At 61.1% G+C, this 24,269-nt stretch carries 20 protein-coding genes and 2 pseudogenes; 3 read left to right on the top strand and 19 right to left on the bottom strand.

Going from position 1 to position 24,269, the window contains the following annotated elements; genetic code table 11:
- Positions 1-78: 78 nt before the first annotated feature.
- The 11 genes and pseudogenes from JW799_RS10335 to JW799_RS10285 all read right to left on the bottom strand — a co-directional run bounded on the left by JW799_RS10335 (position 79) and on the right by JW799_RS10285 (position 13,684).
- Positions 79-1,406: pseudogene (locus JW799_RS10335) on the bottom strand (amidohydrolase family protein).
- Between the two features lie 13 nt (positions 1,407-1,419).
- A complete protein-coding gene (locus tag JW799_RS10330) occupies positions 1,420-2,676 on the bottom strand; it encodes a Zn-dependent hydrolase (RefSeq protein ID WP_205429644.1) in 1,257 nt (418 codons plus the stop codon).
- A 76-nt stretch (positions 2,677-2,752) separates the two neighbouring features.
- Positions 2,753-4,024, bottom strand: coding sequence for an imidazolonepropionase (hutI, locus tag JW799_RS10325; protein WP_080831711.1), 1,272 nt, complete (start codon positions 4,022-4,024; stop codon positions 2,753-2,755).
- 20 nt (positions 4,025-4,044) lie between these two features.
- Entirely contained in the window at positions 4,045-5,709 is a 1,665-nt protein-coding gene (gene hutU, locus JW799_RS10320; protein ID WP_080831712.1) for a urocanate hydratase, read from the bottom strand.
- A gap of 318 nt (positions 5,710-6,027) precedes the next feature.
- On the bottom strand, positions 6,028-7,587 hold the full coding sequence (hutH, locus tag JW799_RS10315; RefSeq protein ID WP_205429642.1) for a histidine ammonia-lyase: 1,560 nt from the start codon (positions 7,585-7,587) through the stop codon (positions 6,028-6,030).
- A gap of 338 nt (positions 7,588-7,925) precedes the next feature.
- Positions 7,926-9,206 carry a histidinol dehydrogenase gene (gene hisD, locus JW799_RS10310; protein ID WP_080831715.1) on the bottom strand — a complete coding sequence of 427 codons (1,281 nt, stop codon included), beginning with the start codon at positions 9,204-9,206 and terminating at the stop codon, positions 7,926-7,928.
- A gap of 8 nt (positions 9,207-9,214) precedes the next feature.
- Positions 9,215-10,054 (bottom strand): ABC transporter ATP-binding protein, encoded by an 840-nt coding sequence (locus tag JW799_RS10305; protein WP_080831716.1) that lies wholly within the window; start codon positions 10,052-10,054, stop codon positions 9,215-9,217.
- A gap of 6 nt (positions 10,055-10,060) precedes the next feature.
- Positions 10,061-10,825, bottom strand: coding sequence for an ABC transporter permease (locus JW799_RS10300; protein WP_245809587.1), 765 nt, complete (start codon positions 10,823-10,825; stop codon positions 10,061-10,063).
- Positions 10,826-10,843: 18 nt separating this feature from the next.
- On the bottom strand, positions 10,844-11,302 hold the full coding sequence (hutP, locus tag JW799_RS10295) for a hut operon transcriptional regulator HutP (protein ID WP_080831718.1): 459 nt from the start codon (positions 11,300-11,302) through the stop codon (positions 10,844-10,846).
- 64 nt (positions 11,303-11,366) lie between these two features.
- A complete protein-coding gene (locus JW799_RS10290; RefSeq protein ID WP_080831719.1) occupies positions 11,367-12,383 on the bottom strand; it encodes an ABC transporter substrate-binding protein in 1,017 nt (338 codons plus the stop codon).
- A gap of 476 nt (positions 12,384-12,859) precedes the next feature.
- Positions 12,860-13,684: a hypothetical protein gene (locus JW799_RS10285; RefSeq protein ID WP_080831720.1), complete on the bottom strand. Its 825-nt coding sequence runs from the start codon at positions 13,682-13,684 to the stop codon at positions 12,860-12,862.
- Positions 13,685-13,859: 175 nt separating this feature from the next.
- On the opposite strand from JW799_RS10285, the gene JW799_RS10280 reads away from it, so the two are divergent.
- Both JW799_RS10280 and JW799_RS10275 read left to right on the top strand, forming a co-directional pair.
- Positions 13,860-14,675 carry a TetR/AcrR family transcriptional regulator gene (locus JW799_RS10280; RefSeq protein WP_176220554.1) on the top strand — a complete coding sequence of 272 codons (816 nt, stop codon included), beginning with the start codon at positions 13,860-13,862 and terminating at the stop codon, positions 14,673-14,675.
- A gap of 150 nt (positions 14,676-14,825) precedes the next feature.
- Positions 14,826-15,761 carry an alpha/beta fold hydrolase gene (locus JW799_RS10275; protein ID WP_080831722.1) on the top strand — a complete coding sequence of 312 codons (936 nt, stop codon included), beginning with the start codon at positions 14,826-14,828 and terminating at the stop codon, positions 15,759-15,761.
- An 805-nt stretch (positions 15,762-16,566) separates the two neighbouring features.
- Here the strand turns inward: JW799_RS10275 and JW799_RS10270 are convergent.
- The 8 genes and pseudogenes from JW799_RS10270 to JW799_RS10235 all read right to left on the bottom strand — a co-directional run bounded on the left by JW799_RS10270 (position 16,567) and on the right by JW799_RS10235 (position 22,874).
- Positions 16,567-17,832: an ammonium transporter gene (locus tag JW799_RS10270; RefSeq protein ID WP_205429640.1), complete on the bottom strand. Its 1,266-nt coding sequence runs from the start codon at positions 17,830-17,832 to the stop codon at positions 16,567-16,569.
- A 50-nt stretch (positions 17,833-17,882) separates the two neighbouring features.
- Positions 17,883-18,572 carry a type 1 glutamine amidotransferase gene (locus tag JW799_RS10265; protein ID WP_080831724.1) on the bottom strand — a complete coding sequence of 230 codons (690 nt, stop codon included), beginning with the start codon at positions 18,570-18,572 and terminating at the stop codon, positions 17,883-17,885.
- Positions 18,573-18,735: 163 nt separating this feature from the next.
- Complete coding sequence (locus tag JW799_RS10260; RefSeq protein WP_080831725.1) at positions 18,736-20,034, bottom strand: hypothetical protein; 1,299 nt, start codon at positions 20,032-20,034, stop codon at positions 18,736-18,738.
- A 72-nt stretch (positions 20,035-20,106) separates the two neighbouring features.
- On the bottom strand, positions 20,107-20,613 hold the full coding sequence (locus JW799_RS10255) for an MgtC/SapB family protein (protein WP_080831726.1): 507 nt from the start codon (positions 20,611-20,613) through the stop codon (positions 20,107-20,109).
- 232 nt (positions 20,614-20,845) lie between these two features.
- Entirely contained in the window at positions 20,846-21,058 is a 213-nt protein-coding gene (locus JW799_RS10250) for a cold-shock protein (protein ID WP_080831727.1), read from the bottom strand.
- A gap of 91 nt (positions 21,059-21,149) precedes the next feature.
- On the bottom strand, positions 21,150-21,350 hold the full coding sequence (locus JW799_RS10245) for a cold-shock protein (protein WP_080831728.1): 201 nt from the start codon (positions 21,348-21,350) through the stop codon (positions 21,150-21,152).
- A 253-nt stretch (positions 21,351-21,603) separates the two neighbouring features.
- Positions 21,604-21,821, bottom strand: a pseudogene (locus JW799_RS10240) (helix-turn-helix transcriptional regulator); the annotation flags it as partial.
- Positions 21,822-21,830: 9 nt separating this feature from the next.
- Entirely contained in the window at positions 21,831-22,874 is a 1,044-nt protein-coding gene (locus JW799_RS10235; protein WP_080831730.1) for a LacI family DNA-binding transcriptional regulator, read from the bottom strand.
- Positions 22,875-23,006: 132 nt separating this feature from the next.
- Here JW799_RS10235 and JW799_RS10230 point away from each other — a divergent pair, with 132 nt between their 5' ends.
- A complete protein-coding gene (locus JW799_RS10230; protein WP_240353225.1) occupies positions 23,007-24,257 on the top strand; it encodes an FAD-dependent oxidoreductase in 1,251 nt (416 codons plus the stop codon).
- Positions 24,258-24,269 lie beyond the last annotated feature (12 nt).

Raw genomic sequence — 24,269 nt, 5'->3', positions numbered from 1 at the left:
GTTGTCAGCATGGCTGCTGCGGTCATGGATCATGACGATCTCTAGGATGATCCCTATGGCGGTCTCCGGCATCGGGCCTCACGGCACGAGCCGGGCCAGCTTCTCGAACAGAGCGTCGACGCGGCCGCCGATTTCCCGCTCCGGCACGGTCAGAACGCCCGACGCCGCCTCGTACACGGTGCGCCCGGCGACGACCACCCGCTTCACGGCCGAGGGCTGCATCGCGTACACCATGTTCGCGAACAGCTCGTGCCGCGGCGCAAGCGACAGGTCGAATACGTCGATCGCCGCGAAATCGGCATGATGGCCGGGCTCCAGCGTCCCGACCGGAAGGCGGAGCGCCTTGCCTCCGTTCACGGTGCCCATCCGATATGCCTGGCTCGCCGTGATGCAGGTGCCATCCAGCCGGGCGACCTTCTGCAGCATCGCCGCCATGCGCATCTCCTCGTAAACGCTGATTCTGTTGTTGCTGCAGGCGCCGTCGGTGCCGAGCGAGACGGTGACGCCGGCCTTGACGAGATCCGGGATGCGCGTCACGCCGTCCGCAAGGAACATGTTGCTGGACGGGCAATAAGCGAGCGAGCCGCGCCGCTTCCCGACAAGCTCGATTTCCGTATCGTCCAGCCAGACGAGATGAATCGCGATCATTCGCTCGTCCAGCACCCCGAGCGAATCCAGATAATGAATCGGCCGCTTGCCGTAATCGCGGAGAATCTCCTCCACCTCGAACATTTCTTCCGCTACATGGATATGGTACGGCGTATCGAGCTCGACCGCAAGTCGGTGGCCGGCCCGAATCATCTCGGGGAGGCGGCGTGAGGGCTGTGCGGGGCCGGGTGAACGGTCACCATCGGGTCGCCCTGGTATTTGACTGCAAGCGCCCGCGTGCGTTCCACGGCTTCCGGGATCGATTCGCGGTACGAAAGCGGCGCCCCGTCCCAGTCGTACAGGGTCCGGGCAAACACGAGGCGGATGCCGAGATCCCTCGCCGCCCGGATGACCGCTTCGTCGTACGCCGTGCCGCCGTTATGCACGTAGAAAAAGTCGCACACGGTCGTCACGCCGTACCTCAGCATCTCCCCGAACGCCAGCAGCGCGCCGGCGTAAATCGCCTCTTCGTCCAGATGCGGCGTGTACTTGTACAGCGCCTGGTCGCGCCATTCGAGGAACGGCTTGTCGATGGCGATCCCCCGCAGCAGGCTTTGAAACGAATGGTTGTGCGCGTTGACGGTGCCGGGCACGATCGCCTGGCCGTCCCACCGGATCCGTTCCGCGCCCGGATATTGGCGCGCAAGTTCCTCCGAATCTCCGCACGCCCGGATGACGCCGCCTTCGACCAGCAGCGCCCCCCGCTCGCGGAACTCTCCGTTCAAGTAAACGTAATCCGCCGTATACAGCTTCTGCATCGGCATGCTCCCCCTATCGGTTCAATTGTTCGTCCAACGCCAGCAGCGACCGCAGCAGCACGTTGCCCGCCTTCTCGATGTCGCCGATCCGGCTTTCTTCTTCCGGGCAATGGCTCTTGCCCCCGACGCTCGGCACGAAAAGCATGCAGGACCGGGTCAGCGACGCCATATGCGCCGCGTCGTGGCCGGCCATGCTTCCGAGCGGCATCCACGGATAGCCCAGCTTCTCCGCCTCCCGCGCGCAGACGTCCGCGACGATCCGATCCATCGCCACCGGATGCTGGTCCAACAGCAGCTTGCGCTCCAGCCGAACCCCGCGCCTGGACGCGATCTCGTCGGCCCGCCTCGCCCATTCGCCAAGCGCTTCGCCGATCTCCTCCCGCGACTTGCCCCGCAGCTCCAGGTGGAACTGCACCTTGCCCGGAATGATGTTGGCGGCGTTAGGGAAGTTGGCGATGCGGCCGATCGTGCCGACCGTCTCGTCTGCGGGATGCTCCCGGCAGACGGCCTCGAAGGCGAGCATCAGCTCCGACGCCGCCATGAGCGCGTCCGTCCGGTTCGCCATCAGCGTCGTGCCGGCGTGGTTCGCTTCTCCCCGTACGGTCGCTTCCTCGCGGTAAATGCCCGTGATGGCCGTAACGATGCCGATCGGGACGCCGCGATCGAGCAGCCGCAGCCCCTGCTCGATATGCACCTCCAGAAACGCCGCCATCTCCTCCGGCCCGCGCCGAGCCGACTCGAACCGGTCGGGATCGCCGCCGGCCGAGCGAAGCGCGTCGACGAGCGGCGTTCCGTTGTCGTCGCGCACGCCGTCCAGGTGCTCGCGGCGCAGCTTGCCGGCGACCGTCCGGCTGCCGAACGTCGAAAGGCCGAACGGGTTCGGTTCCTCCGCGCTGAAGGAGACGAGCTCGAACGGATGGCGCGTCGGCGTCCCGTTTTCCTTCAGCACCTCCATCGCCTCCAGCGCCAGCAGCACGCCGAGCGCTCCGTCGTAGATGCCGCCGTTCGGCACCGAATCGACGTGCGAGCCGAAGGCGATGACCGGCAGCTCCGCATCGCCGCCTTCCCGGCGCGCCCAGACGTTGGCCGCCGCGTCGACGCGCACCGCGAGACCCAGCTCCCGCAGGCGCGCCTTCAGCCACTCGCGGGCTTCCAGCTCCGCCGGCGTAAACGTCGTGCGGTCCATGCCGCCTTCGGCGTTGCGGCCGATCCGGCCCAGCTCCTCGATGCGCCGCGCGATGCGGCGGGGATCGACCTGAAGCTCCATCATCGCGGCGCCTCCCTTCGCGGCCCCGTTCGCGCTTTGCCGGCCGGCGGCGAATTCCGCTTCTTCTCCCGCCGGGCGCTCATCGGTCCGTCCTCCGGCGATCCGAGATCACGACGCGCCCCTTCTTGACGACGGTGTCGACCAGGTTGACGGCGTAGTGATACTGCAAGTACAAGTAATTCGGAGCGTCGAAGACGACAACGTCCGCCTGCTTGCCCGCCTCCAGGCTGCCGATCCGGCCGGCCCGCCCGATGGCATGCGCGGCGTTGATCGTGCAGGCCGTCAGCACCTCGGCGGGCGTCATCTTCATCGTCAGGCAGGCGAGGTTCATGACGAAGGGCAGCGATTCCGTAGGGCAGGAGCCCGGGTTGCGGTCGGTCGACAGCGCGACGGGCACGCCCGCCTCGATCATTCGCCTTGCTTCCGCCGGCTTCGTCATCAGGAAGAACGCCGTGCCCGGCAACAGGACGGCGATGACGCCCTTCTCCGCCATAGCTCGGATGCCTGCGTCCGATACCCGCAGCAGGTGCTCCGCGGACACGGCTCCGATCTCGGCCGCCAGCTCCCCGCCGCCGTAGGGCTCGATTTCGTCCGCATGGATTTTCGGCTTCAGCCCCCGCTTCATGCCGGCCTCCAAAATCGCGCGCGACTGCTCGGGCGTAAAGACGCCCTTCTCGCAGAACACGTCGCAATATTCCGCCAACCCCTGCGAAGCGACGGCGGGAATCATCGCGTCCGTCACGAGCCGGACGTATCCCTCGGGATCCGCCTTGTACTCCTTGGGCACCGCGTGGGCGCCCATGAAAGTCGACACCAGGTCGACGGGATGCTCGTCGTTCAGGCGCCTTGCGACGCGAAGCTGCTTCAGCTCGTCCTCGAGACGGAGGCCGTAGCCGCTCTTCGCCTCGATCGTCGTGACGCCGTGCTCGAGGAAGCGGTCGAGCCGCTTCGCCGTCTCCCGCAGCAGCCGCTCTTCGCTCGCCTCGCGGGTCCTCTCCGTCGAGGAGTGGATCCCGCCGCCGGCGTTCATAATTTCCATGTAGGTCGCTCCCGAAAGCCGCATGTTCAGTTCCTGCTCGCGAGAGCCGGCGAAGACGACGTGCGTGTGCGGATCGACAAGCCCCGGAGCGACGAGCTTGCCCGAAGCGTCGATCACTTCGGGAACCGCGCCGCGCCGCTCGACGAAGCGGCGCGCTTCGTCGTCCGGTCCGACGAACGCGACGTTCTCGCCTTCGAGGACGACGCCCCCGTTTTCGACGAGGCCCAGCTCGCTCATCGCCGCGCCCGTTCGCGGCTTGCCGTTCGGACCCGCCATCGTTACGACCTGTGCCGCGTTCCGTATATAGATCATTCCGAGTTCTCTCCTTTCCGTCAGATCAGCATCGGCATGCGGATGCCCTTCTTTTTCGCCGTCTCGACGGCGAGCTCGTAGCCGGCGTCCGCGTGGCGGACGACGCCCATGCCCGGGTCGGTCGTCAGCACGCGTTCGAGCCGTTCCTCCGCATCCTTGGACCCGTCAGCCACGACGACCATGCCCGCATGCAGCGAGTAGCCCATGCCGACGCCGCCGCCGTGATGGACGGACACCCAGCTCGCGCCGGATGCCGTATTGACGAGCGCGTTCAGAATCGGCCAGTCGGCGACGGCGTCGCTGCCGTCGCGCATCGCTTCCGTCTCGCGGTTCGGCGAGGCGACCGAGCCGGCGTCCAGATGGTCGCGGCCGATGACGATCGGCGCGGACAGTTCGCCGGAGGCGACCATGTCGTTGATGATCTTGCCGAACTTCGCCCGCTCGCCGTAGCCGAGCCAGCAGATGCGCGACGGCAGCCCCTGGAAGGCGATTTTCTCCTGGGCCATCCGAATCCAGCGATGCAGGTTTTCGTTATCCGGAAACGCCTTGAGGACGGCTTCGTCCGTCTTTCGGATATCTTCGGGATCCCCGGACAGGGCGGCCCAGCGGAACGGTCCTTTTCCTTCGCAAAATTGCGGGCGGATATAGGCCGGCACGAAGCCCGGGAACGAGAAAGCGTCGGCGACGCCTTCGTCGAACGCGACCTGGCGGATGTTGTTGCCGTAGTCGAACGCGACCGCGCCCCTGTCCCGCATGGCAAGCATCGCCTTCACGTGGCGGGCCATGCTCGCCTTCGCCAGCTTGACGTACCGGTCGGGATCCGCTTCCCGCAGCTTCTCGCCCTGCTCCATCGTCAAGCCCGCCGGCAAATAGCCGTTCAGCGGATCGTGGGCAGACGTCTGGTCCGTCACGATGTCCGGGATGAATCCGCGCTCGATCATGAGCGGCAGCGCCTCGGCGGCATTGCCGACCAGGCCGATCGACAGCGGACGCCCTGCCTTCTTCGCTTCTTCGGCAAGGGAGATCGCGTCGTCCAGGCTGTGGACGAGCATGTCGCAATAGCGCGTATGAATCCGTTTTTCGATGCGGCTTTGATCGACCTCGACGCCGATGACGACGCCCTCGTTCATCGTGACGGCGAGCGGCTGCGCGCCGCCCATGCCGCCGAGTCCGGCCGTCACCGTGATCGTTCCCTTCAGGCTGCCGCCGAAATGCTGCCGCGCGAGCTCCGCGAACGTCTCGTACGTGCCTTGGACGATGCCCTGGCTGCCGATGTAAATCCAGCTTCCGGCCGTCATCTGGCCGTACATGATCAGCCCTTTCTTGTCGAGCTCGTGAAAATGGTCCCAATTGGCCCAAGCCGGAACGAGGTTCGAGTTCGCGAGCAGCACTCTCGGCGCATCCTTGTGCGTGCGGAAGATCGCGACCGGCTTGCCGGACTGGATCAGCAGCGTCTCGTTCTCCTCCAGGCTCTGCAGCGACCGGACGATCGCGTCGAAGCTCTCCCAGTTGCGGGCCGCGCGGCCGATGCCCCCGTAGACAACCAGCTTCTCCGGATGTTCCGCGACCGCCGGATCCAGGTTGTTCATGAGCATCCGCAGCGCGGCCTCCTGAACCCAGCCCTTCGTATTCAGCTTCGTGCCGCGCGGCGCGCGAACGATCCGGCCTTCGTTGATTGCAGTCATCTTGATCTTCCTCCCTAGATTATAAAATGATTGCCGAATGGGTTGGGCTCCGCCCTTAGGCGGCAGCCTTGGCCGGCCGACGTCTCGGCGTCCCGGCTGCCCCGTTCGACCCGGCAAGTGTCGGCCGTCCCGGCAACCTGGTCAACCCGGCAGCCCTTGGCCACCCGGCTGTCACGCCGGCAACCTTTGCCGACCCGGGGATCCGGCAGCCTCGGCCGGCCCGGAGTCCGGCCCGGAGTCCGGCCACCCGGTTGCCCGGAGCTCCGGAGCCTCGGCCGTCCCCGGAACTCCGGCCGATCCGCGGGATCGGCCAAACGGTCATTCCGGCGGCTGTGCGCCTTGCGGCCCGAGCCGTTCGAACAGCCCGTCGAGCGAGCTCTCGCTTCTCATCCAATCGGAGATCGTTTTGAAGTCGCCCGACAGGACGCGGTCGCGATCCACGAACGAAACCCGGTCGCGCACCTGCCGGTACAGCCACGCCGTTCCCGCGCCCAGCGACGCCGGATCGCGGAAATCGGCCGCCTGGGACCCGCACAGCAGCTCGATGGCCAGCACGTTGTACGCGTTGTCGACGATCTGCCTCGCCTTCCTCGCCCCGATCGTGCCCATGCTGACGTGGTCCTCCTGGTTGCCCGAGGACGGAATGGAGTCGACGCTGGCCGGGTGAGCGAGCGACTTGTTCTCCGAGACGACCGAAGCGGCCGCGTACTGGGCGATCATAAAGCCGGATTCGACGCCTCCGTTGTTCGTCAGAAAAGGAGGCAGGTTCTCGTTCAGATGCGGATTCACCATCCGCTCGATCCGGCGTTCGGAGATGTTCGCCAGCTCGGAAACGCCGATGGCCAGATGGTCCATCGCCAGCGCGATCGGCTGTCCGTGGAAGTTGCCGCCGGAGATGACGCGATCCTCGTCCGCGAAAATGAGCGGGTTGTCGGTCGCCGAATTGATCTCGATCTCCAGCTTCTCCTCCACGTAGGCGATCGCGTCGCGGCTCGCCCCGTGCACTTGCGGGGCGCAGCGCAGCGAGTACGCGTCCTGGACGCGTCGCTCTCCCTGGTGCGTCATCAGCTTGCTTCCCGCCGTGATGCTGCGTATTCGCGCGGCCGACTGCCGCTGCCCGCGATGCGGACGAATGGCGTGGGTCGCGTCGTCGAACGCGTCCCTCACGCCGTGCAGCACTTCGCTCGTTAGCGACACCGCGCAATCGGCCCATTCGGCAAGACGCTTCGCGTCCCAGCAGGCAAGCGCCCCCACGGCCGTCATCACCTGCGTGCCGTTGATCAGCGCGAGTCCCTCCTTCGCCTCCAGCGAGATCGGGACCAGCCCGGCCTTGGCCAGCGCTTCCGCCCCGGAGCGCCGCGCGCCTTCGAAATAGGCTTCGCCCTCGCCGACGAGCACGAGCGCCAGATGGGACAGCGGCGCCAGATCGCCGCTCGCGCCCAGCGAGCCCTGCTCGGGAATGACGGGCGTGACGCCGCGATTGAGCATCTCCGCCATCAGCGCCGCGACCTCGGGGCGAATGCCGGAGTAGCCGAGCGCGAGCGCGTTGATGCGCAGCAGCATAATGGCGCGGACGATCTCGACCGCAAACGGACGGCCGATGCCGCACGCATGGCTGCGGATCAGGTTCAGCTGAAGCGCTTTGGCATCCTCCGCCGATATATAGGTGTCGCTGAATTTGCCGAAGCCGGTCGTCAGACCGTACACCACTCTTTTCTCCCGCAGGAGCTTCTCTACGTAATCCCGCGTGCGCCGCATCGCTTGCATGCTGCCTTCGTCGAGAATCACCTTCCACCCGTGTCGGGCGACGCGGACGACGTCCTCGACCGTCAAGGACCGTCCGTCGATGCGTATGGCAAGTTCGGCCGTTGTGAGCATTGGATCACCTGCTTTACGATAATGAAAAAAAGCCCATACCTAACCGAGGTACCGGCTTTCTAAATCACTAATCGCTAAATGGCCGATGCTGTTGTCCGTCTGTCAGTCGTTGGGGAATCGCCTGTCGGGCCGCTGCCCGACCAAGCGGCAAAGAATCAAGTTGGGCCAAGGAAGGCCGAAAGCAACTAGAAGCTAAAGGGAAGGGCCTGTCAAACGATAAAAAACGGAAGAGACTTTCGGTGTCTTGCGTTCCGCTCGGCCGCCCGGCGAAAGACTGCTCGGTTGCGCGCCGCTAACGAAGCGAGAGAACGGAACAGAGAAACGCAAGCTTCGCGGCCTCAGGAGCGCTCCAGCCGGAGCTCGACCGACCGGGCGTGCGCCTGCAAGCCCTCGAATCGGGCCAGGGCCGCTATTTGGCGCCCGTTCTCGAGCATGTCCCGGCGGCTGTAGCGGACGAAGCTCGTTTTCTTCAGGAAGTCGTCGACGGACAGCCCCGAAGAGAACCGCGCCGTCCGGCCCGTCGGCAGCACGTGATTCGTGCCTGCGAAGTAATCTCCGATCGCGACGGGACTGTCGTCGCCGATGAAGATCGCTCCCGCATGCTTGATGGCGCCGAGATGCGCGAACGGATCCCGAATCTGGATCTGAAGATGTTCCGTCGCCAGCTCGTTGACGATCTCGATCGCCTCCTCGAGGCTCGCCGCGACGCAGATCGCGCCGTAGCTCTCCAGCGCCTTCGCGGCGATCTCCCGCCGGTCCAGCCCCTCGAGCTGGGTCGCGGCCTCCCGCCGCACTTCTTCGGCCAGAGACCGGGACGTCGTCACGAGCGTCACGGAAGCGAGCGGATCGTGCTCCGCCTGGGCGAGCAGATCGGCGGCGACGTAGGCGGCGTCGGCCGTTTCGTCGGCCAGCACGACGACTTCGCTCGGCCCCGCGATCATGTCGATCGCCACTTGCCCGAACACTTCCCGCTTGGCCGCCGCGACGAACGCGTTCCCCGGGCCCGTGATTTTGTCGACTCTGCGGATCGTTTCCGTGCCGTACGCGAGAGCGGCGATCGCCTGCGCTCCCCCGACCTTGAACACCTCGCGGATGCCGAGCTCCGCGGCGGCGGCCAGCACGGCCGGGTTCACCTTGCCGTCCTTGCCGGGCGGCGTCGTCATGACAATCTCCTTCACGCCGGCCGCGAGCGCGGGAACGGCGTTCATCATGACGGAGGTCGGATAAGCCGCCGTTCCTCCCGGCACGTACAGCCCGACCCGCTCCAGCGGAAGAATAAGCTGCCCCATGATCGTGCCGCTCTCCTTCGTCGTCATCCACGACTCCCGCATCTGGCGCTCATGGTAGTCGCGAACGTTGGCGATCGCTTGCCGAAGCGCGTCCAGCACGTCCGGATCGAGCGCCCGGTACGCCTCCGCGAATTCTTCCTCCGTCACCGCCAGCCGCGGCAACGCCACCCGGTCGTACTTCTCGGTCAGCCGGAGCAGGGCCGCATCGCCGTCGCGCCTGACTTCTTCTATTATGTGCAGGACGGCCTCCCGGCGTTCCTGCCCGGCCGCTCCGGCCTCGGCCTGGGCGGCGTTCAGTTCGTGTCTTCCCACGATCTTCAACATCTTCATTCACCTCGTCACGTTGAAGTCTTAGCCTGAAGGGCTTGGTGCTTGAGCGATTTCTGCCGTTCCAGTTCAGATACGATTTCCCGCTTGTAATGGACGAACCGGTCGGAGAGCATGTCGTTCCAGTCGCGCGGCTTGCGGATGTCGATCGTCAATTCCTTCGCGATCCGGCCCGGATGCGCGCTCATCATATAAACGCGGTCCGACAGGTAAATGGCCTCATCCACGTCGTGAGTGACGAACAGCACGCTGCACTTCTCCTCCTGCCGGATGCGCATGAGCAAATCCTGCATATCGCGGCGGGTCTGAGCGTCCAGCGCGCCGAACGGCTCATCCATCAGCAGCAGCTTCGGCCGATAGACAAGCGCCCGGGCGATCGCGACGCGCTGCTGCATGCCGCCCGACATCTGGGCCGGATAATGGTTCTCGAAGCCCTTCAGGCCGACCAGCTCCAGAAAGTGATGCGCCATTTCCTTCTTCTGGGCGGCGCTCAGCCCCTTCGACTTCTTCAAGGCGAACGCGACATTCTCCCAGGCATGCATCCACGGAAGCAAGCTGTATTGCTGAAACACGACGCCGCGATCCCGTCCCGAGCCGACGATCGGCGTTCCGTTCAGCGTCAAAACGCCGTCGGTCTTTTCGTCCAGCCCGGCGACCAGCCGAAGGAAGGTCGATTTGCCGCAGCCGGACGGGCCGAGCAAGGAGACGAATTCTTCCCGTTTGATCGTGATATGAACGCTCTCGAGGGCGACGATCTCCTTCTTGTTGCTCGCGAACGTCTTGGATACGTTTTCAGCGTACAGCATCGTTTCCTTGTCCGCGGTGTGCTCTTGAACCAATTGCAAGGCCATCTTCGGTCACCCCTTTGCTTTCTCCAACATTTTCCACGGGAACATTTTGCGGTACAGCCAAGCAAACAGCTGATCCGTAATCAAGCCGAACAGACCGATGACGAGAATGCCGAGGACGATCCGGTCGGTGCTCAGGTAGCGTTGCGCCTGAATGATCCGGAAGCCGAGGCCTTCGGAGGCGGCGACCAGCTCGGCCACGACCAGGTAAGTCCAGGCCCATCCCCATGTCGTCCGGAACGTGTCGACCATGCCGGGCAGGGCGGCGCGGAAAACGATGCTGCGGGTAACCTCGCTCTTGCTGAACCCGAGCGTATGGCCGACTTCGACGAGAGACTTGTTGACGGTTTTGCAGTTGTCGGCGATCATGATGACTTCCTGGAAGAAGACGCCGAGGAACAAGATGAAAAACTTTTGCAAATCGCTCGTGCCGAACCACAGGATCGACAGCGGAATGAAGGCGACAGCCGGCATGTAGCGGATGAGGCCGATCAGCGGCTCCCAAATCGCTTGCCACGTTTTCGAAGTCGCCATCATCATGCCGATCGGGACCGCGAAAATCGTCGAGATGACGAAGCCCATCAGAATGCGATAGAAGCTGACGCCGACGTCCGTGAAGAAGATGCCTTCGTCGATCTCTTCGCGCAGGGCGTTCAGGGTCGCGCCCGGCGTAGGAAGGAACAGCGGATCGATCATTTTGGAATAGGTTACGATGGACCATACCGCGAGCACGACGAGGATGCTTGCGATGGAGAGCAGCGTATATTTGCGCACGGGCATCCCCCAATTAAATTAAATATGATTAAAACCAAAACCGATGGTTTCGTGTTCGAAGCCTTTGATGGGCGCTCCGATCGTACCGTAAACCGCGACCGCCACCCATTCTCCCTCATGCTGAACGGTGCTTGCGAACTTGCCCCGGACGATCGAGAAGGTGAGGCCGACCGTACGGAGAATATTGCCGAACTGCACCTCTCCCCTTCCCACGCCCTGCAGAGCTTCGATAATGGCGTGGTAGACCGCATGCACTTCGCGGTACGATTCGCTGTCGATAATTCGGTTGTTCTTGGCCGCCGTCTCGATGGCGGCAATGACCTTCATCATATCCATCGCGCCGACCCGACCGATCGTGAATTTATAGCCGCCCGCGATTAATTCCTGCTCGACGCTCTTCCGCCATTCGTGATCCTGGAGAACCGCGAGCAATATCGCCAGCTTGCCGACGGGGAAGGTACTCGATCCGCTGTGCATGGGCCTGATCCCCTCTCGATAGCCGTCTTCCTTCCGAGGGCCCGGCCGGAAGACGGCGTTTTTCTTATTTTAACTGGAACATCTGGTTCAAATCTACTTGCTGATCCAGCACTTTCTGATTCGTGAGGATGGTTTGAATGTTGGCGGCCGTCTCCAGGAACTCGCCGGAATCGGCCATCTGCAGTTGATCCTCCGACGTAAAGTAGCGCAGGCCTTCGAGGATGACCGGAAGCTCGGCGACGTCGACGCCCGTCTTTTCGCCAATGATCCGGTTGCCTTCGTCGGGGTTGCTCTCCCAGTAAGCCATCGTCTCGTCCCATACTTGCCGCAGCTTGTCTTTGACCTCGGGGTGCTCGGACATGTACTCGGATTTAATGACGGTCAAGTCGCTGATCAGCCCCGGGGCGTTCTCGCCAGAGTACAGCATTTGCACGTCGCCTTTGGCTTTGACCGTGGAGATGTAAGGCTCGTACGTGACGGCGGCGTCGACATTGCCGGACAGAAGCGCAAGTCCCGCGTCGGAGGCCGGCATGTAGACGACCTCCACATCGTCGATCGTCATATTGTTGTCGGACAACGCCTGGCGAAGCAGCAGATCGGAAGTCGTCCCTTCCTCGAAGGCGACCTTCTTCCCTTTCAAGTCGGCGATGCTCTGGGCGTTGCCGGCGGCGAGAATCGCGTCCGCCTCATTCGATTCATCCAGCAGAATGATGCCGTTCAGCGCGAGGTTGTTGTTGCCCACCATCTTGATTGCCGTATGGGTGGCGATGTTCGCGACTTTGATTTTGTCGGACGCGAAGGCGGCGTTGATGTCGGAGTCCTGGTTGAAGTTGACGACCGTTACGTCCAGGCCGTATTTTTCAAAAATGCCTTGCTCCTGCGCGATCCACCAGGGAGCGTAGCCGACCCATGGCTCGACGCCCATCTGGAACGTCAATGTCTCTTCGGATGCCGCTGCGCTCGCGCTCGGGCTCTCGCCCGTTCCCGACGAGGAGGCATTCTCCTGATTTCCTCCGCCGCATGCGGACAGCATGGCGAGAGCGATTCCCGTTACGGCAAGCAGCGACCACTTTTTCTTCATCAGCGTACTCCACTCCAATCGTTTTTTAGTTGAGTTCGGGTCTCGTTTCCGGTTTGTTCGTTGCGTTCAACTTCCTTCAGGCCAAGCCGACAGCTTCCGACAAATCCCCCCCTAACAAAAAATAAAAATGTGCCAGAAAACAGAGACAAATTCCCTGTAATTCTAAAGCACATCCTATAAACTAACAACTATATTGTACTTATTTCTTACTGTAACCCTCCGTCTTCCCGTTGTCAATAAATCGCGTTACCTTTCATAACATTTTCAGGGGAAATCGCGCGTTCAATCGTCTTAAACGCGAAAATCCGGACAAATCCGGTTCTCTCGACCGATTTTGTGTAAATTATTATAACATGATAAGGAAAGGCGCTATGGCGCCGGCTTCGAACCCGGGAGAAGCGCCGCGAAGTTTCATCCGCTTCAGCTCCGAAGTACGGGGGCCTTTATCGCAGCAAAAAGGCCCCGCTCAGGGGCGCTTAGGGGCCGACCTTTTGAATCTTTGAAGGATTGTTGATTTTGTAAGGCACCGGGTGCTTGGTCAATTTTTTGGCGATCACTTTCGCTTCGAACGTCAGTCGGTCTCCTTCGGCAAGCTCCAGCTTTTTCAGCGTGGCGCTGTAGCTGGACCAGGCCTCGCCCAGCTCGATTTCCGGATCGACGATCGCCACCGCTTCGTACACGATCACTTCGTCGTCATTATCGGCAAAATAGTTCGGCACCGACGCAAACTCCTTGACAGTCGCGACCAACTTCACCTTTTCCTCCGGCAGCTCGACCTTCTTTCGTTTGGCGGGAGCCTTCCCTTTGACCGGCTTCTCCGCCGCGGATTCTTCCTCCTTCGGCCGCCCGGCTTGAGAAGGCTCCCCGGAAGGGCGCTCCGCCGCGACCGGGGACGTCTCGACCATGGCCGCCGCTGCCTCGGTCGGGCTCTCCGGAGCCTGCGTCAGCGACTCCCCGGACACCGCCTCCGCTCCGCCGTCTTCGATGTCCTGCGATTCGCCGGATTCCGTTTCCGCTTTGCCCGCATAGCGCTGGCCGAAATTCGCCGCCTGCATCTCCTTCAAGTATGCCGCGTGAATGCAATGCCGCTGCATGTTGTCGAATTCGATGACGGCGACCGTCCTGTCGGCGTATCCGACGATCCGGCAGCTCTCATTCAAGCCGTTGCCCCGATAATAGAACGATTTTGTTTTCGTCGCTTTTTCCGAAATCAGGCCCCAGTCCTTGCATTTGTCCAGCTGTTCCTCTTCGTTTTCAAACTCGACAAACAGCAGAGGCTCGATGACAAACGAGTATAGCATTTCGTTTCCGCCTTTCCGTTAACGTCGTTAGCGCATAGTTACAGTTTATCATTTTTTCGGCGTTGTTAACGGGGTTGTTCCAATTCTATTGCGGCTTGCTCCGTTGACCGCTCCCTCCCCGCTTGAACCTGGAGGAAAGATGCATTATATTATTTACATACCGAGTGGTATTTATATGTTACAAAAATACGGACATTGCGAGGTGAATCTATTGACGGTTCGGGACAAAATTTACGAAGCGGCCGGGCGGCTGGCAGGCACGAAGCCGTTCGACCGGATCACCTTCGCCGAAATCGCGCAAGCCGCCGGCGTGCATTGGACGGCCGTTCGCCGGCATCTAGGGAATAAGGAAGAGATGCGGCAGTGGTTTAAATCAAGGCAGGCCTCCGATAGCGGACCGGCGGATACGAAATCCCGCGTGCTGGAGGCGGCGGCCCGCGTTTTCGCTGCCAGCGGCTATGCGAACTCCTCCCTGGACAAGGTGGCCGAACACGCCGGGCTGAGCAAAGGCGCGGTATACTGGCATTTCTCGAGCAAGCAGGATCTGTTCCTAGCGCTGCTGGAGCGCAATTTCGAGCAGCAAGCCCGATGGCTTCCGGGACAGGTCGAACGCATCCTGTCGTCGGCCGATCCGATGGCGGAACTCGAGGGCTGGCTGGAATCGCAGTTCGTCTGTTTGGTGCCGGGGGAAGAGAATTCCGGGCTGTTTTTGGAATTCGTCGCGTCCAGCCGCGAACCGGAAGTGCGCGAACGGCTGCAGAAGCTGCATCGCCGCCTGATCGGTCAAGTCGGGGTCCTCCTTGGCGAGATGCAGCGGAGAGGATACGTGGCGGACGATGTCGATCCCGAATCGGTCGCCCTGATGTTCGATGCGCTGTTAAAAGGCGTTCTCGTCGAATGGATGATCGATCCGAGTCCGGACCGCTTGCGTGCGCTTATTCGTACGATTTCCAGAACGCTTTGGCCGGGGGTGGCGGCCGCAAAGCCCTGAAGCCGTTCTCGCAGGGAGACTGCGGGAATTTTTACAGCCACAACATACTATTTGGTATGTTAATAGTGTATTCATGTTATGCCATTCCAACATATGAGGTGCATGATGAAAAAACACGCCGCGACAGCCAAACGAAGGAGGAAAAGAGCGATGATCGTTCTGTCGGCCGTTATCGTTTTATTTGCAGCCCTTTATTTGTACGGCCAATACAAGTTTCGGAAAGCCGAGGCGGGTTATCCTCCGACCGGACAGTTCGTAACCGCAGAAGGAATAAAGCTTCATTATATTAGCAAGGGAGAGGGGAAACCGGTCGTATTCCTCCACGGCGGGGTGCTGACGGGGAATGATTTTCGGGAAACGATCGATTTGGCGGCGTCCGCCGGTTATCGCGGCATCGCCTTCGATCGCCCCGGCTACGGCTATAGCGAAAGGCCGCGCGACGAAAACGTCACCCCGCGAACGCAAGCAAGGCTGCTGCATGAAGCGCTGAAAGCTCTCGGCGTGGAAAAGCCGATTTTGGTCGGGCATTCCTGGAGCGGCGTCCTCGTGCTCGCGTATGCGCTCGATTACCCGGACGACCTGTCGGGAATCGTCACCTTGGGCGCCGGCTTGTATCCGGAAGGCTATCCGGCGGAGAAAGGCGATCCGATCTCAACGCTGGTCACGACGCCGGTGCTGGGGGATGTCGCGATGAACATGCTGCTCGCCGTGCTGGGCCCCCCGCTGGCGGACAACATTTTAAAAGAAACCTTCAAGCCCGAGCCCGTTCCCGAAGGGTATCGCCAGGCGACGCATGCGTACTGGCTTCGTCCTTCGCAGTTCAAAGCCAATCGCGAAGACGTCCTCGCCTTCGTTCCCGCCGCAAAAGAAATCATGGGCCGCTATTCCGAAATCCGCGCGCCACTCGTGATCGCGGTTGGAGACGACGACCCCTTCGAAACCAAGGAGCACAGCTTCCGACTGCACCGGCAACTGCCGGATTCGAAGCTGCTCGTTCTGCCGGACGTCGCGCACATGATCCCGCAAAACCATCCGGAAGCCGTCATCCGGGCGGTCAAAATGCTGACGGAGCCGGAGTCGGAGTGAGTCCGGTTTCGGGTCGGTCGTGCCCGTTCGGGGGAACTAGAGGAAGGCCGCCCCTATTCTCCCCCGAACGCGCCCAACGCGGCGAACACCAAAGTCATGAATCCGACCAGCAGAATGGCAACGCCGAGATCACGTCTTCCTCCCGACATGTTCCTTTCTTCTTCTCTATGCACGCTGCAACCTTCTTCCTTCGCGTTTTTCGCCGGCTTTCGCCTGTAAAGAAACAAAACGGCTGGCGACTTCATCGTATCAAACGAAGGCCTGCGTTTCAGTAATTTGAATTACATTCTGCATAATCCAGGACTCGGAAAAAGGCGCCTTTCATCGGCGTATCGCTGGAGGTGAGATGAGTCGCCACGACTCAACCGGAGCGTTCGCGGGCGGGCAGAGGCGGCGAAACGAGTAATATTTACTCAACTGAGGCCTGCATGTTGCGCTTGGCGGGCCGAGATGAGTCGCCACGACTCAACCGAAGCGTTCGCGAGCAGGCGGCGGCGGTGAGATGGGTAATATTTACTCAACTGAGGCCTGCATGTTGCGCTTGGCGGGACGAGATGAGTCGCCACGACTCAACCGGAGCGTCAGCGGGCGGGCGGAGGCGGTGAGATGGGTAATATTTACTCAACTGAGGGCTGCATGTTGCGGTTGGCGGGACGAGATGAGTCGCCACGACTCAACCGAGTCGCGGAGAGCCGAGCCGACATCCGGAGCGGATAGGGAGATGCCCCCGCAGAAAAAAAACCTCCGCCCGGCGAAACCGCGGGAGCGGAGGTTTTGGACAAAAATGAAGCGCTCGGGCCAGAAGTCAGTTTCTCGCCATCTCTTTCATCTGCTCCGGGTAACCGTAGGAGCCATGCTCGCTCAAATCCAGACCGACGATTTCCTGCTCCTCCGTCACGCGAAGGCCGATCGTCTTCTTCAGCGCGAACAGGATGACGTACGATACGGCGAACGCGAACGCACCGCAAGCGACGATGCCGAGCGCCTGAACGCCCAGCTGCTCAAGGCCCCCGCCGTAAAACAGCCCCGGCCGGCCGACGCCGACTCGTTCCGCCAGCTCCGGCGTGGCGAACAGCCCGTTGGACAGCGTGCCCCATACGCCGGCCGTGCCGTGCGCGGACAGGGCGGCGATCGGATCGTCGACGCGCCGCTTTTCGAAAAACCGGATGCTCAGCACGACGAGGACGCCCGCTGCGAGGCCGATCGCGATCGCCGCCCACGACTCGACGAACGCGCAAGACGCCGTGATCGCGACCAGGCCGGCCAGCGCGCCGTTCAGCATCGCGCCGATATCGGACTTGCCGAGCAGAACCCAGCTCGCGATCAGCGCCGCGACCGCTCCGCCGGCCGCGCCGAGCTGCGTGTTGATCGCGATGAAGCCGAAGAAGCTTCCGTCGCCCGCCGAAAGCGTGCTGCCCGCATTGAAGCCGAACCAGCCGATCCACAAAATCATGACGCCAAGCGTGGTGAACACTTGATTGTGGCCCGGCATGCCGTTGGCCGTACCGTTTTTGTTATACTTGCCGATGCGGGGCTTCAACAGCAGCGTGGCCGCGAGCGCCGCCATCGCTCCCGTCAGGTGCACGACGGTCGAGCCGGCGTAATCCTGCTTGCCGTGCTCCGCCAGCCAGCCGCCGCCCCAAATCCAGTGCGCGACGACGGGATAGACGAGAGCGGAAAACAAAATCGCGAAAATCAAATAGACCGACAGCTTCGCCCGCTCGGCAAAGCCGCCCCACGCGATGGACATCGAGATGGCGGCGAACGACAGCTGGAAAATAAACAGCACCGTCGGCGCCACCGTCGACCCATCGGGCACGCTCGTCGCGTCGAACCCGAAATAATCGCCCCACCCCAAAAAGCCGTTGCCTTGGGAGCCGAAGATGAACGCGTAGCCGACCGCCCAAAACACGATCGAAACGATGCCGACCGTAAAAATCGTCTTGCCCGCGATGTGGCCAGCGTTTTTCATGCGGGTCGAGCCCGCTTCCAGCAAAATAAATCCGCACTGCATGAACAACACCAAAATCGCGCCGAGCATCGTCCAAATACCGTTCAAACCGAGTTCCATTTGCGCTAACCTCTCCTCATGATGACTGTACCCGTTCGCTATATCGAAGGTTAAACCGCCGTCAGCCGATCCAAAATGCCGCTCAGCATCGCATGCGAAGCCCGGCTCCGCCCCGTCTGCGCGGCGATGTCGCCGGGCGCCTGAACGTACGGCGCTTTAGCCGCCAGCTCGTCCGCCCAGACGTCGAGCATCGTTCCGATGCAGGCCGGCGTCGTCTCCAGGTGAAACTGCAGCCCGAGCACGCGATCGCCGTACGCGAAAGCCTGATTGCCGCAGGCTTCCGAGTATGCCAGCCGCCTCGCTCCTTCCGGCAGCGTGAACGTATCGCCGTGCCACTGGAAGCTGACGAACGTCTCCGGCATGCCGTCAAAGATCGGATGCTTCTCCGCCGTTCGCCGGACGGGATGCCAGCCGATTTCCTTTTGGTCGTTCCGGCGCACGGTTCCGCCCAGCGCCTCCGCCAGCATCTGCGCGCCGAGGCAAATGCCGAGAACGGGTTTGCCGTCCTCGACGCATTGCCGGACGAACCGCTTTTCGCGGATGAGCCAGGGATGCCGATCCTCCTCGTACACGCTCATCGGACCGCCCAAAACGATCAGCATGCCGAAATCCGTCCCGGGCGGGAACTCCGCCGCATCGGAAGGGTCGAGCACCTGCAGCCGGTGGCGGTTCCGGGCCGCCCAGCCGGCAATGGCGCTTTCGTCGTCAAACGAGAAATGCTTGAGCGCGAGAATATTCATAAGGGCTTCCCTTCTTTGCGGCGTAAAATAGAATGACACGCTGACGGCCAAACGGTTCGTTTGTCAGCTTTTATTTTCGGCTGATTAAAGGTCATGACCGTATATTAGGACAAAAACGGACCGATGTCAACTAACCTCCCAAAACGAACGAATATCCGGCATCCTATGTCAACGTCACCTTGTACAGCTTCAGCGGCCTCCCCCTCGCGCTCGGCGTCTCTTCCCCGACCACGACCGCACGGCCGCTCGCTTCCAGCTGAATGAGAATGCGTCTGGCGCTCCGCGGCATAATGCGCATTTGTTGCGCCAACTGGTTCGAATGGATGACATCGGTTTGCAGCTTCTTCAAAATCGCTTCGATTTTCCCCAGCGTCGCCGCGCTCAGTCCCGTTTGCCCGCTCAACTCCCGCAGCCCGTCGGCAGAATACGCATAGGAGAGCTGCTCCGCCCGGCCGAGCGGACCGGTTACCGTGTTGTCGTCGAACGCGACCGTCCACGAGCCTTTGCCGTAATGACGGGTCTGCATCAGCGCGTGTCCGGCCATCAATTCCGCTTCGTACGCGGTCCGGCCGATTCCGATGCCGCAGGTCAGCCCCGCCCCCAGGTTTTGAAGCTCCGGAAAATCCGGCACTTGCGTAAAATGCCGCGTGACCTCCTTCAGAATGCCCCTCGTCGTAAAAATCGCGTACCGCCCCGGCGAGATCGTCTTCAGCGATCCCTGCACCCGCCTGGAATAATCCAGCAGCGATTCGCTCACGGCAAGGTCCATGCGGAGCAGCTCGTCGGAGCCGTGCCTGTCCTTCGCGATTCCGGCGTAGGGGTCCGTTTCCGCGATTTGCACGGCGATTTGCGAATCCATGTAACGGAGCGCCTCCCACGTCCGGGAAGCCTCCGACAGCGCCGTCTGTACCGACGATTCCGTCGGAACGACCCTCAGCACGGGAACGCCGAGCTCTTTGAGCCGCTCCTGCACGTACCAGACGCACGTGATCGCGTAATCCGTCTTCCCTTGCCGCCACAGCTCATGATGAAAATCGATCAGCTCGCGATACGATCCGCCGTACGGCTTGACGCGCAGCCGGCCGACTTCGCCCAGCATCAGCTCGCCGACGACCTTCGCCAGCTCTTCCTCGGCATACATATCGAAGCTCAACCGGCCGATGTCGATCCGCTCCCGGTAGAAAAGCCGGCACAGCGTCCGGTATAGGGCCGTTCCGTTAAAGGAAACGTAAAACATCGGCTGCCGGACATGCGGAGCTTGCTCACGCGCGATTCGGTACGGAAGCGGGCCGGAGAAAAGCCACATGTCGACGTCGCGTTCGTGCTTCGACAGGATCGTTCCGATGTCCTCGAATCGTTCATGAAGAAAGGGAACGCACGCAAACTCGGCGTTTTGCCGGATGATGCCCGTGACGAATTCCATCGTATCCTCGACGCCGACGTACCCGAGCCTGATTTTCAATCCGTTTTCCCCCTTGCCGTCCCGGCCCGCGCCGCAATGGAAGTCCGATCGCTTTTCGAAATATGACGCCGCTCACTCCAGCGTCTCCGAATCCGAACCGTTCGCGTTCGGCTTCGTCTTGTTCCGCTTTTCGGTCATCTCTCCGAGTCTGACAAAGAACATCGTCACCAGCAGCGAGAATAACACGACCGTATAAAATCCCGCCCCGATCGCGATGCCGACGCCCCCGGCGAAAAAGATCATCGCGGCCGAGGTCAGGCCGATCACCCGCGCCCCGTCCTTCAAAATGATGCCGGCTCCGATAAAACCAAGCCCCGTCACGATCTGCGCCGCAAGCCGCATCGGATCCATCATCGCATGCTCTTCTATGTTCGAATATCTGACTACGCTCTGGATCGAAACGATCGTAATCAAAGTGGAAGCCGTCGTTACGTACATGTACGTTTTGACCCCGGCCGGCTTATGCTTGTGGGTGCGGTTCAACCCGAGCAAAAATCCGAGAAACGCGCTGACGAGGATCCGCAGCAGCCATTCGAACTCGCCCAGCCATTCCGCCAGCAATTGATCGATTACGTTCATGTTGCGCTTTCCTTCTTTCCATGAGAATGCCACCCCATTAGACGACACTCTGCCATTATATGCCCGATGCCGAAAAACGATGGCAAATGTTAAGCGATATCATAGGGGTTCATGGTGTTTTGTCAACCGGAAAGCGGTTCGAAACCAAGATCGTCGGGAGGATGCCGAAAAAAAAAACGCCGCCTCGGCCGAAAGCGGATAATCTCCGTCTTTTGCCGCGCGACGCCATTTTTCAGCTTCTGAGATAAGGGAAACTCGTGTTTACGATCACGGGCAGCATTCTTTCGTCCTTGTGCATGTCAGACTGGCATTGGGGACATACCGGAACCGGGGAAAGGACGAAGTTTTCCCTCATCCATCCGTTGCAGTTTTCGTTCGAACAAGACCATATCGGGGTTAATTCGGTCGGTACTTCTTCCAACGGTTTTTTTCGCGAATTGTACATGCCGATCCCTCTTTCTAGGCGATTTTGTCCTGCGGAGGCGAAAAAAAAACAGCCCCAAACGATAGTTCGGGGCTTTTTTGGCGTTTCGCTCTTACAGTTTTACGACATTCTCGGCTTGCGGGCCGCGATTGCCTTGCACGATGTTGAACTCAACGCGTTGGCCCTCGTCCAACGTTTTGTAGCCTTCCCCAACGATCGCGCTAAAATGCACGAATACGTCATTGCCGCCTTCGACTTCGATGAAGCCGTAGCCTTTCTCGCCATTAAACCATTTTACTGTTCCTGTTTCCATTTCACATTACCACCTTAAATAATTTACGTGATCTTCGCATTCCTTTGGAAATAAAAAATCACATATTGTACAAGGTTATTAATTAAGCTTTAAAGAATAACCCTCTACGATATGTGAATTCGCTAGGTCGCTATCTTAATGGTTCTTATTGTACCACACTCGAGCGAAAAAGGAAATTACCCGCGAATCATTTTGTTAAAGACCGAGAACAACCCTATGTCAGTATACCCGTTCCTTCGGATGTTTAGTCATTTCATTTCTTTAATTCGCTCGGAGCCGCGCCCCAGTATTTGCGAAACACACGGGCAAAATAACTGATATCCCGGTAGCCGACAGCGCAGGCCGCATCGAACACTTTGTTCCCTTCGAGCAGCAGCTCCTTCGCCTTTTCCATCCGCCGGGCGAGCACATAGCCGGAAAACGACTCGCCCGTTTCCCTTTGAACAGGCGGCTCAAATAGGAGGAATTCAGTGCCACACTTCAAGGCGCCGGGCGCCCGACCGTGTTGCCTCTAGAAAACGCGCCTCTGAGCCTTACATGCTCATACGGCAGCTGCGGATTGGCGATCCTTCGCAGCATCAGCTCCGCCGCCCGCTCCCCGGCTTCCCGGACGAGCAGCAGCGGTCTCGTCATGCCGGGAAAATGGGGGATCGCCTCGTGCTCCAGCCCTACGAGAGAGATATGGCGGGGAATCTCGAGCTTCAGGAAGTCGGCCGCGACGCATACCCATTCGGCCAAGCCCGGTATCGCGCTGATGACGGCGGTGTACCGCCCGGTACCGAGCTTGTCCCCCAGCTCCTGCATCCAGGCCGCCCGGTCGTCCGGCGAAGACGTCGCATGGTCGCGGGGGTCCGGGGTATCGCCCAGTCCGAGCCTCGCCGTCGCCGACTCGAAGGCTCTCCACCTCAGGCGGAACCCCCGCGTAGGCCCGATGGGGCCGACATACAAAATGCGGCGATGGCCGTGATCGAACAGCTCCTCCATCGACCGGTGAATCGCATGCTCCACATCCCAAATGACGCTGTCCACCTCCGCCAGATCGGGAGGGTAGTTCAGCAGCACCTTCGGAATCGGCAGCGCGAGCAGCTCGGCTTCCATCCGCTCCGGAATGGCCGCGGTAAGAAACAGGCCGTCCGCGAAAAACAGCCCGTTTTTCTCCAGCCATTCCTCCAGCCCCGCTCCTTCGGAAACGGCGGCGGGCACGAGCAGCGGGTACAGCGAATGGCCAAGCTCGTTCAGGCGCAGGCGCACCCCTTCCATCTGCATATGATGAAAGTCCGAGTCGCCGACGATCAGCATCGCAAAACGCCGGGGCTTCGCATGCGTCCAAGGAATGCGTTCGGCGGAAATTCCGGCCTCCTGTTCTTTCGTCCGGTAGCCGAGCTCGCGCGCCCGGTCGACGACCTCCTTGCGCGTCGTTTCCGACATGCCCGGCAGTCCCCGGAGCGCCTTGGAAACCGTATGAATCGACAAGCCCAGCTCGTCGGCGATCGTTTGCAAGGTCACGGGTTTCGGTCGAGGCATTCGGCGCTTCGCTCCTTCCTGAAAGTTAATCGCCTTAATTGTAACAAAAATGAAACTATAAATGAGGTTTCATTTTTCCTACAATGGAGGCGAATAAGAGAACGATGCAAAAACCGAAGGGAGACCTGAGACATGTCCAATCGGGAAGTCACGATGGAGCGAACCGTTCCGATCCACGATTCAGCCGACGTCGTCGTGATCGGGGGAGGACCGGCGGGCACGGCGGCGGCGATCAGCGCGGCGCGCTCCGGCCGGAAAACGATTTTGCTGGAGCATTCCGGCCAGCTCGGCGGGATGGGCACGCTCGGAAATGTAAGCATATTCATGGGAGTCGGCAACGTAACGGGGATTTACCGCGAGATCATTTCGGAATTTCTTCCCGACGCGCTGCCGGATTCGCATCACGAGTCGATCTGGCCGCAGTATTCGCCTTTCGAGCTGCGCCATTACTTGAATCAAAAGCTCGAAAAAGAAGGCGTGTACGTCTATTACCACACGAGCTTCGTCGCCTCCGTCATGAACGGGAACCGGGTCGCGGGCGTAATCGCCAATACGCGGGAAGGGCTGCGGGCGTTCGAAGGCCGCGTCTTCATCGACTGTACCGGGGACGCGAGGGTGGCATCGGACGCCGGCGTGCCGATCCGCTCGGGGCGCGACGAAGACGGGTTGACCCAGCCGATGACGCTGATGTTCATGATGCAGGATACGGGCAAGCCGGTGCGCCAGTATTTGCCGGAGGATTGTTACCGCTATGAATCGGTATCCGATTTGCCGCAAGGCCGCCACCTGTACTGGAGCCGAATGGGCAACGGCACGCTGCTCGTCAATATGACGCGGGTCAAGGGGAACGGCGCGAAGATCGAAGACGTCAATTATGCGGAAAAAGAAGCGCTGCGGCAAGTGTTCTCCGTCGCCAACTACCTGCAGCGCCACGAGCATGGAAATTATATCCTCTCCCACGTGCCCGGTCAGGTCGGCGTGCGGGAGACGAACCAGATCGAAGGCCGTTATACGCTGACGGAGGACGATTTGACGAGCGGCAGGCGGTTCGAGGACGTCGTCGCCCAAACCAACTACGAGATCGACATCCACAACCCGACCGGCGGCGCGAATACGGACGAACGCAAGCTGGACGGCTACGACATTCCGTACCGCTGCATGCTGCCGGTCAGCGTCGAAGGCTTGATCGTCGCCGGGCGCAGCATTTCCGCCACCCATGTCGCCATGTCCTCGATGCGCGTGCAGGCGACCTGCTTCGCTCTCGGCCAGGCCGCCGGCATCGCCGCCTCGCTTGCGATCGAAGCGGACGTTCCCGTAGCGGACATCTCCATTCCGCGGCTGCATGAGCGGCTGGCCGAACAGGGCGTGGCGTTTAAAAAATAACGGACCCCAAAA

Source organism: Cohnella algarum (genome assembly GCF_016937515.1).
Taxonomy (GTDB): domain Bacteria; phylum Bacillota; class Bacilli; order Paenibacillales; family Paenibacillaceae; genus Cohnella; species Cohnella algarum.
The sequence above is the reverse complement of the archived record's forward strand: the minus strand, read 5'-3'. Positions and strand labels throughout refer to the sequence as shown.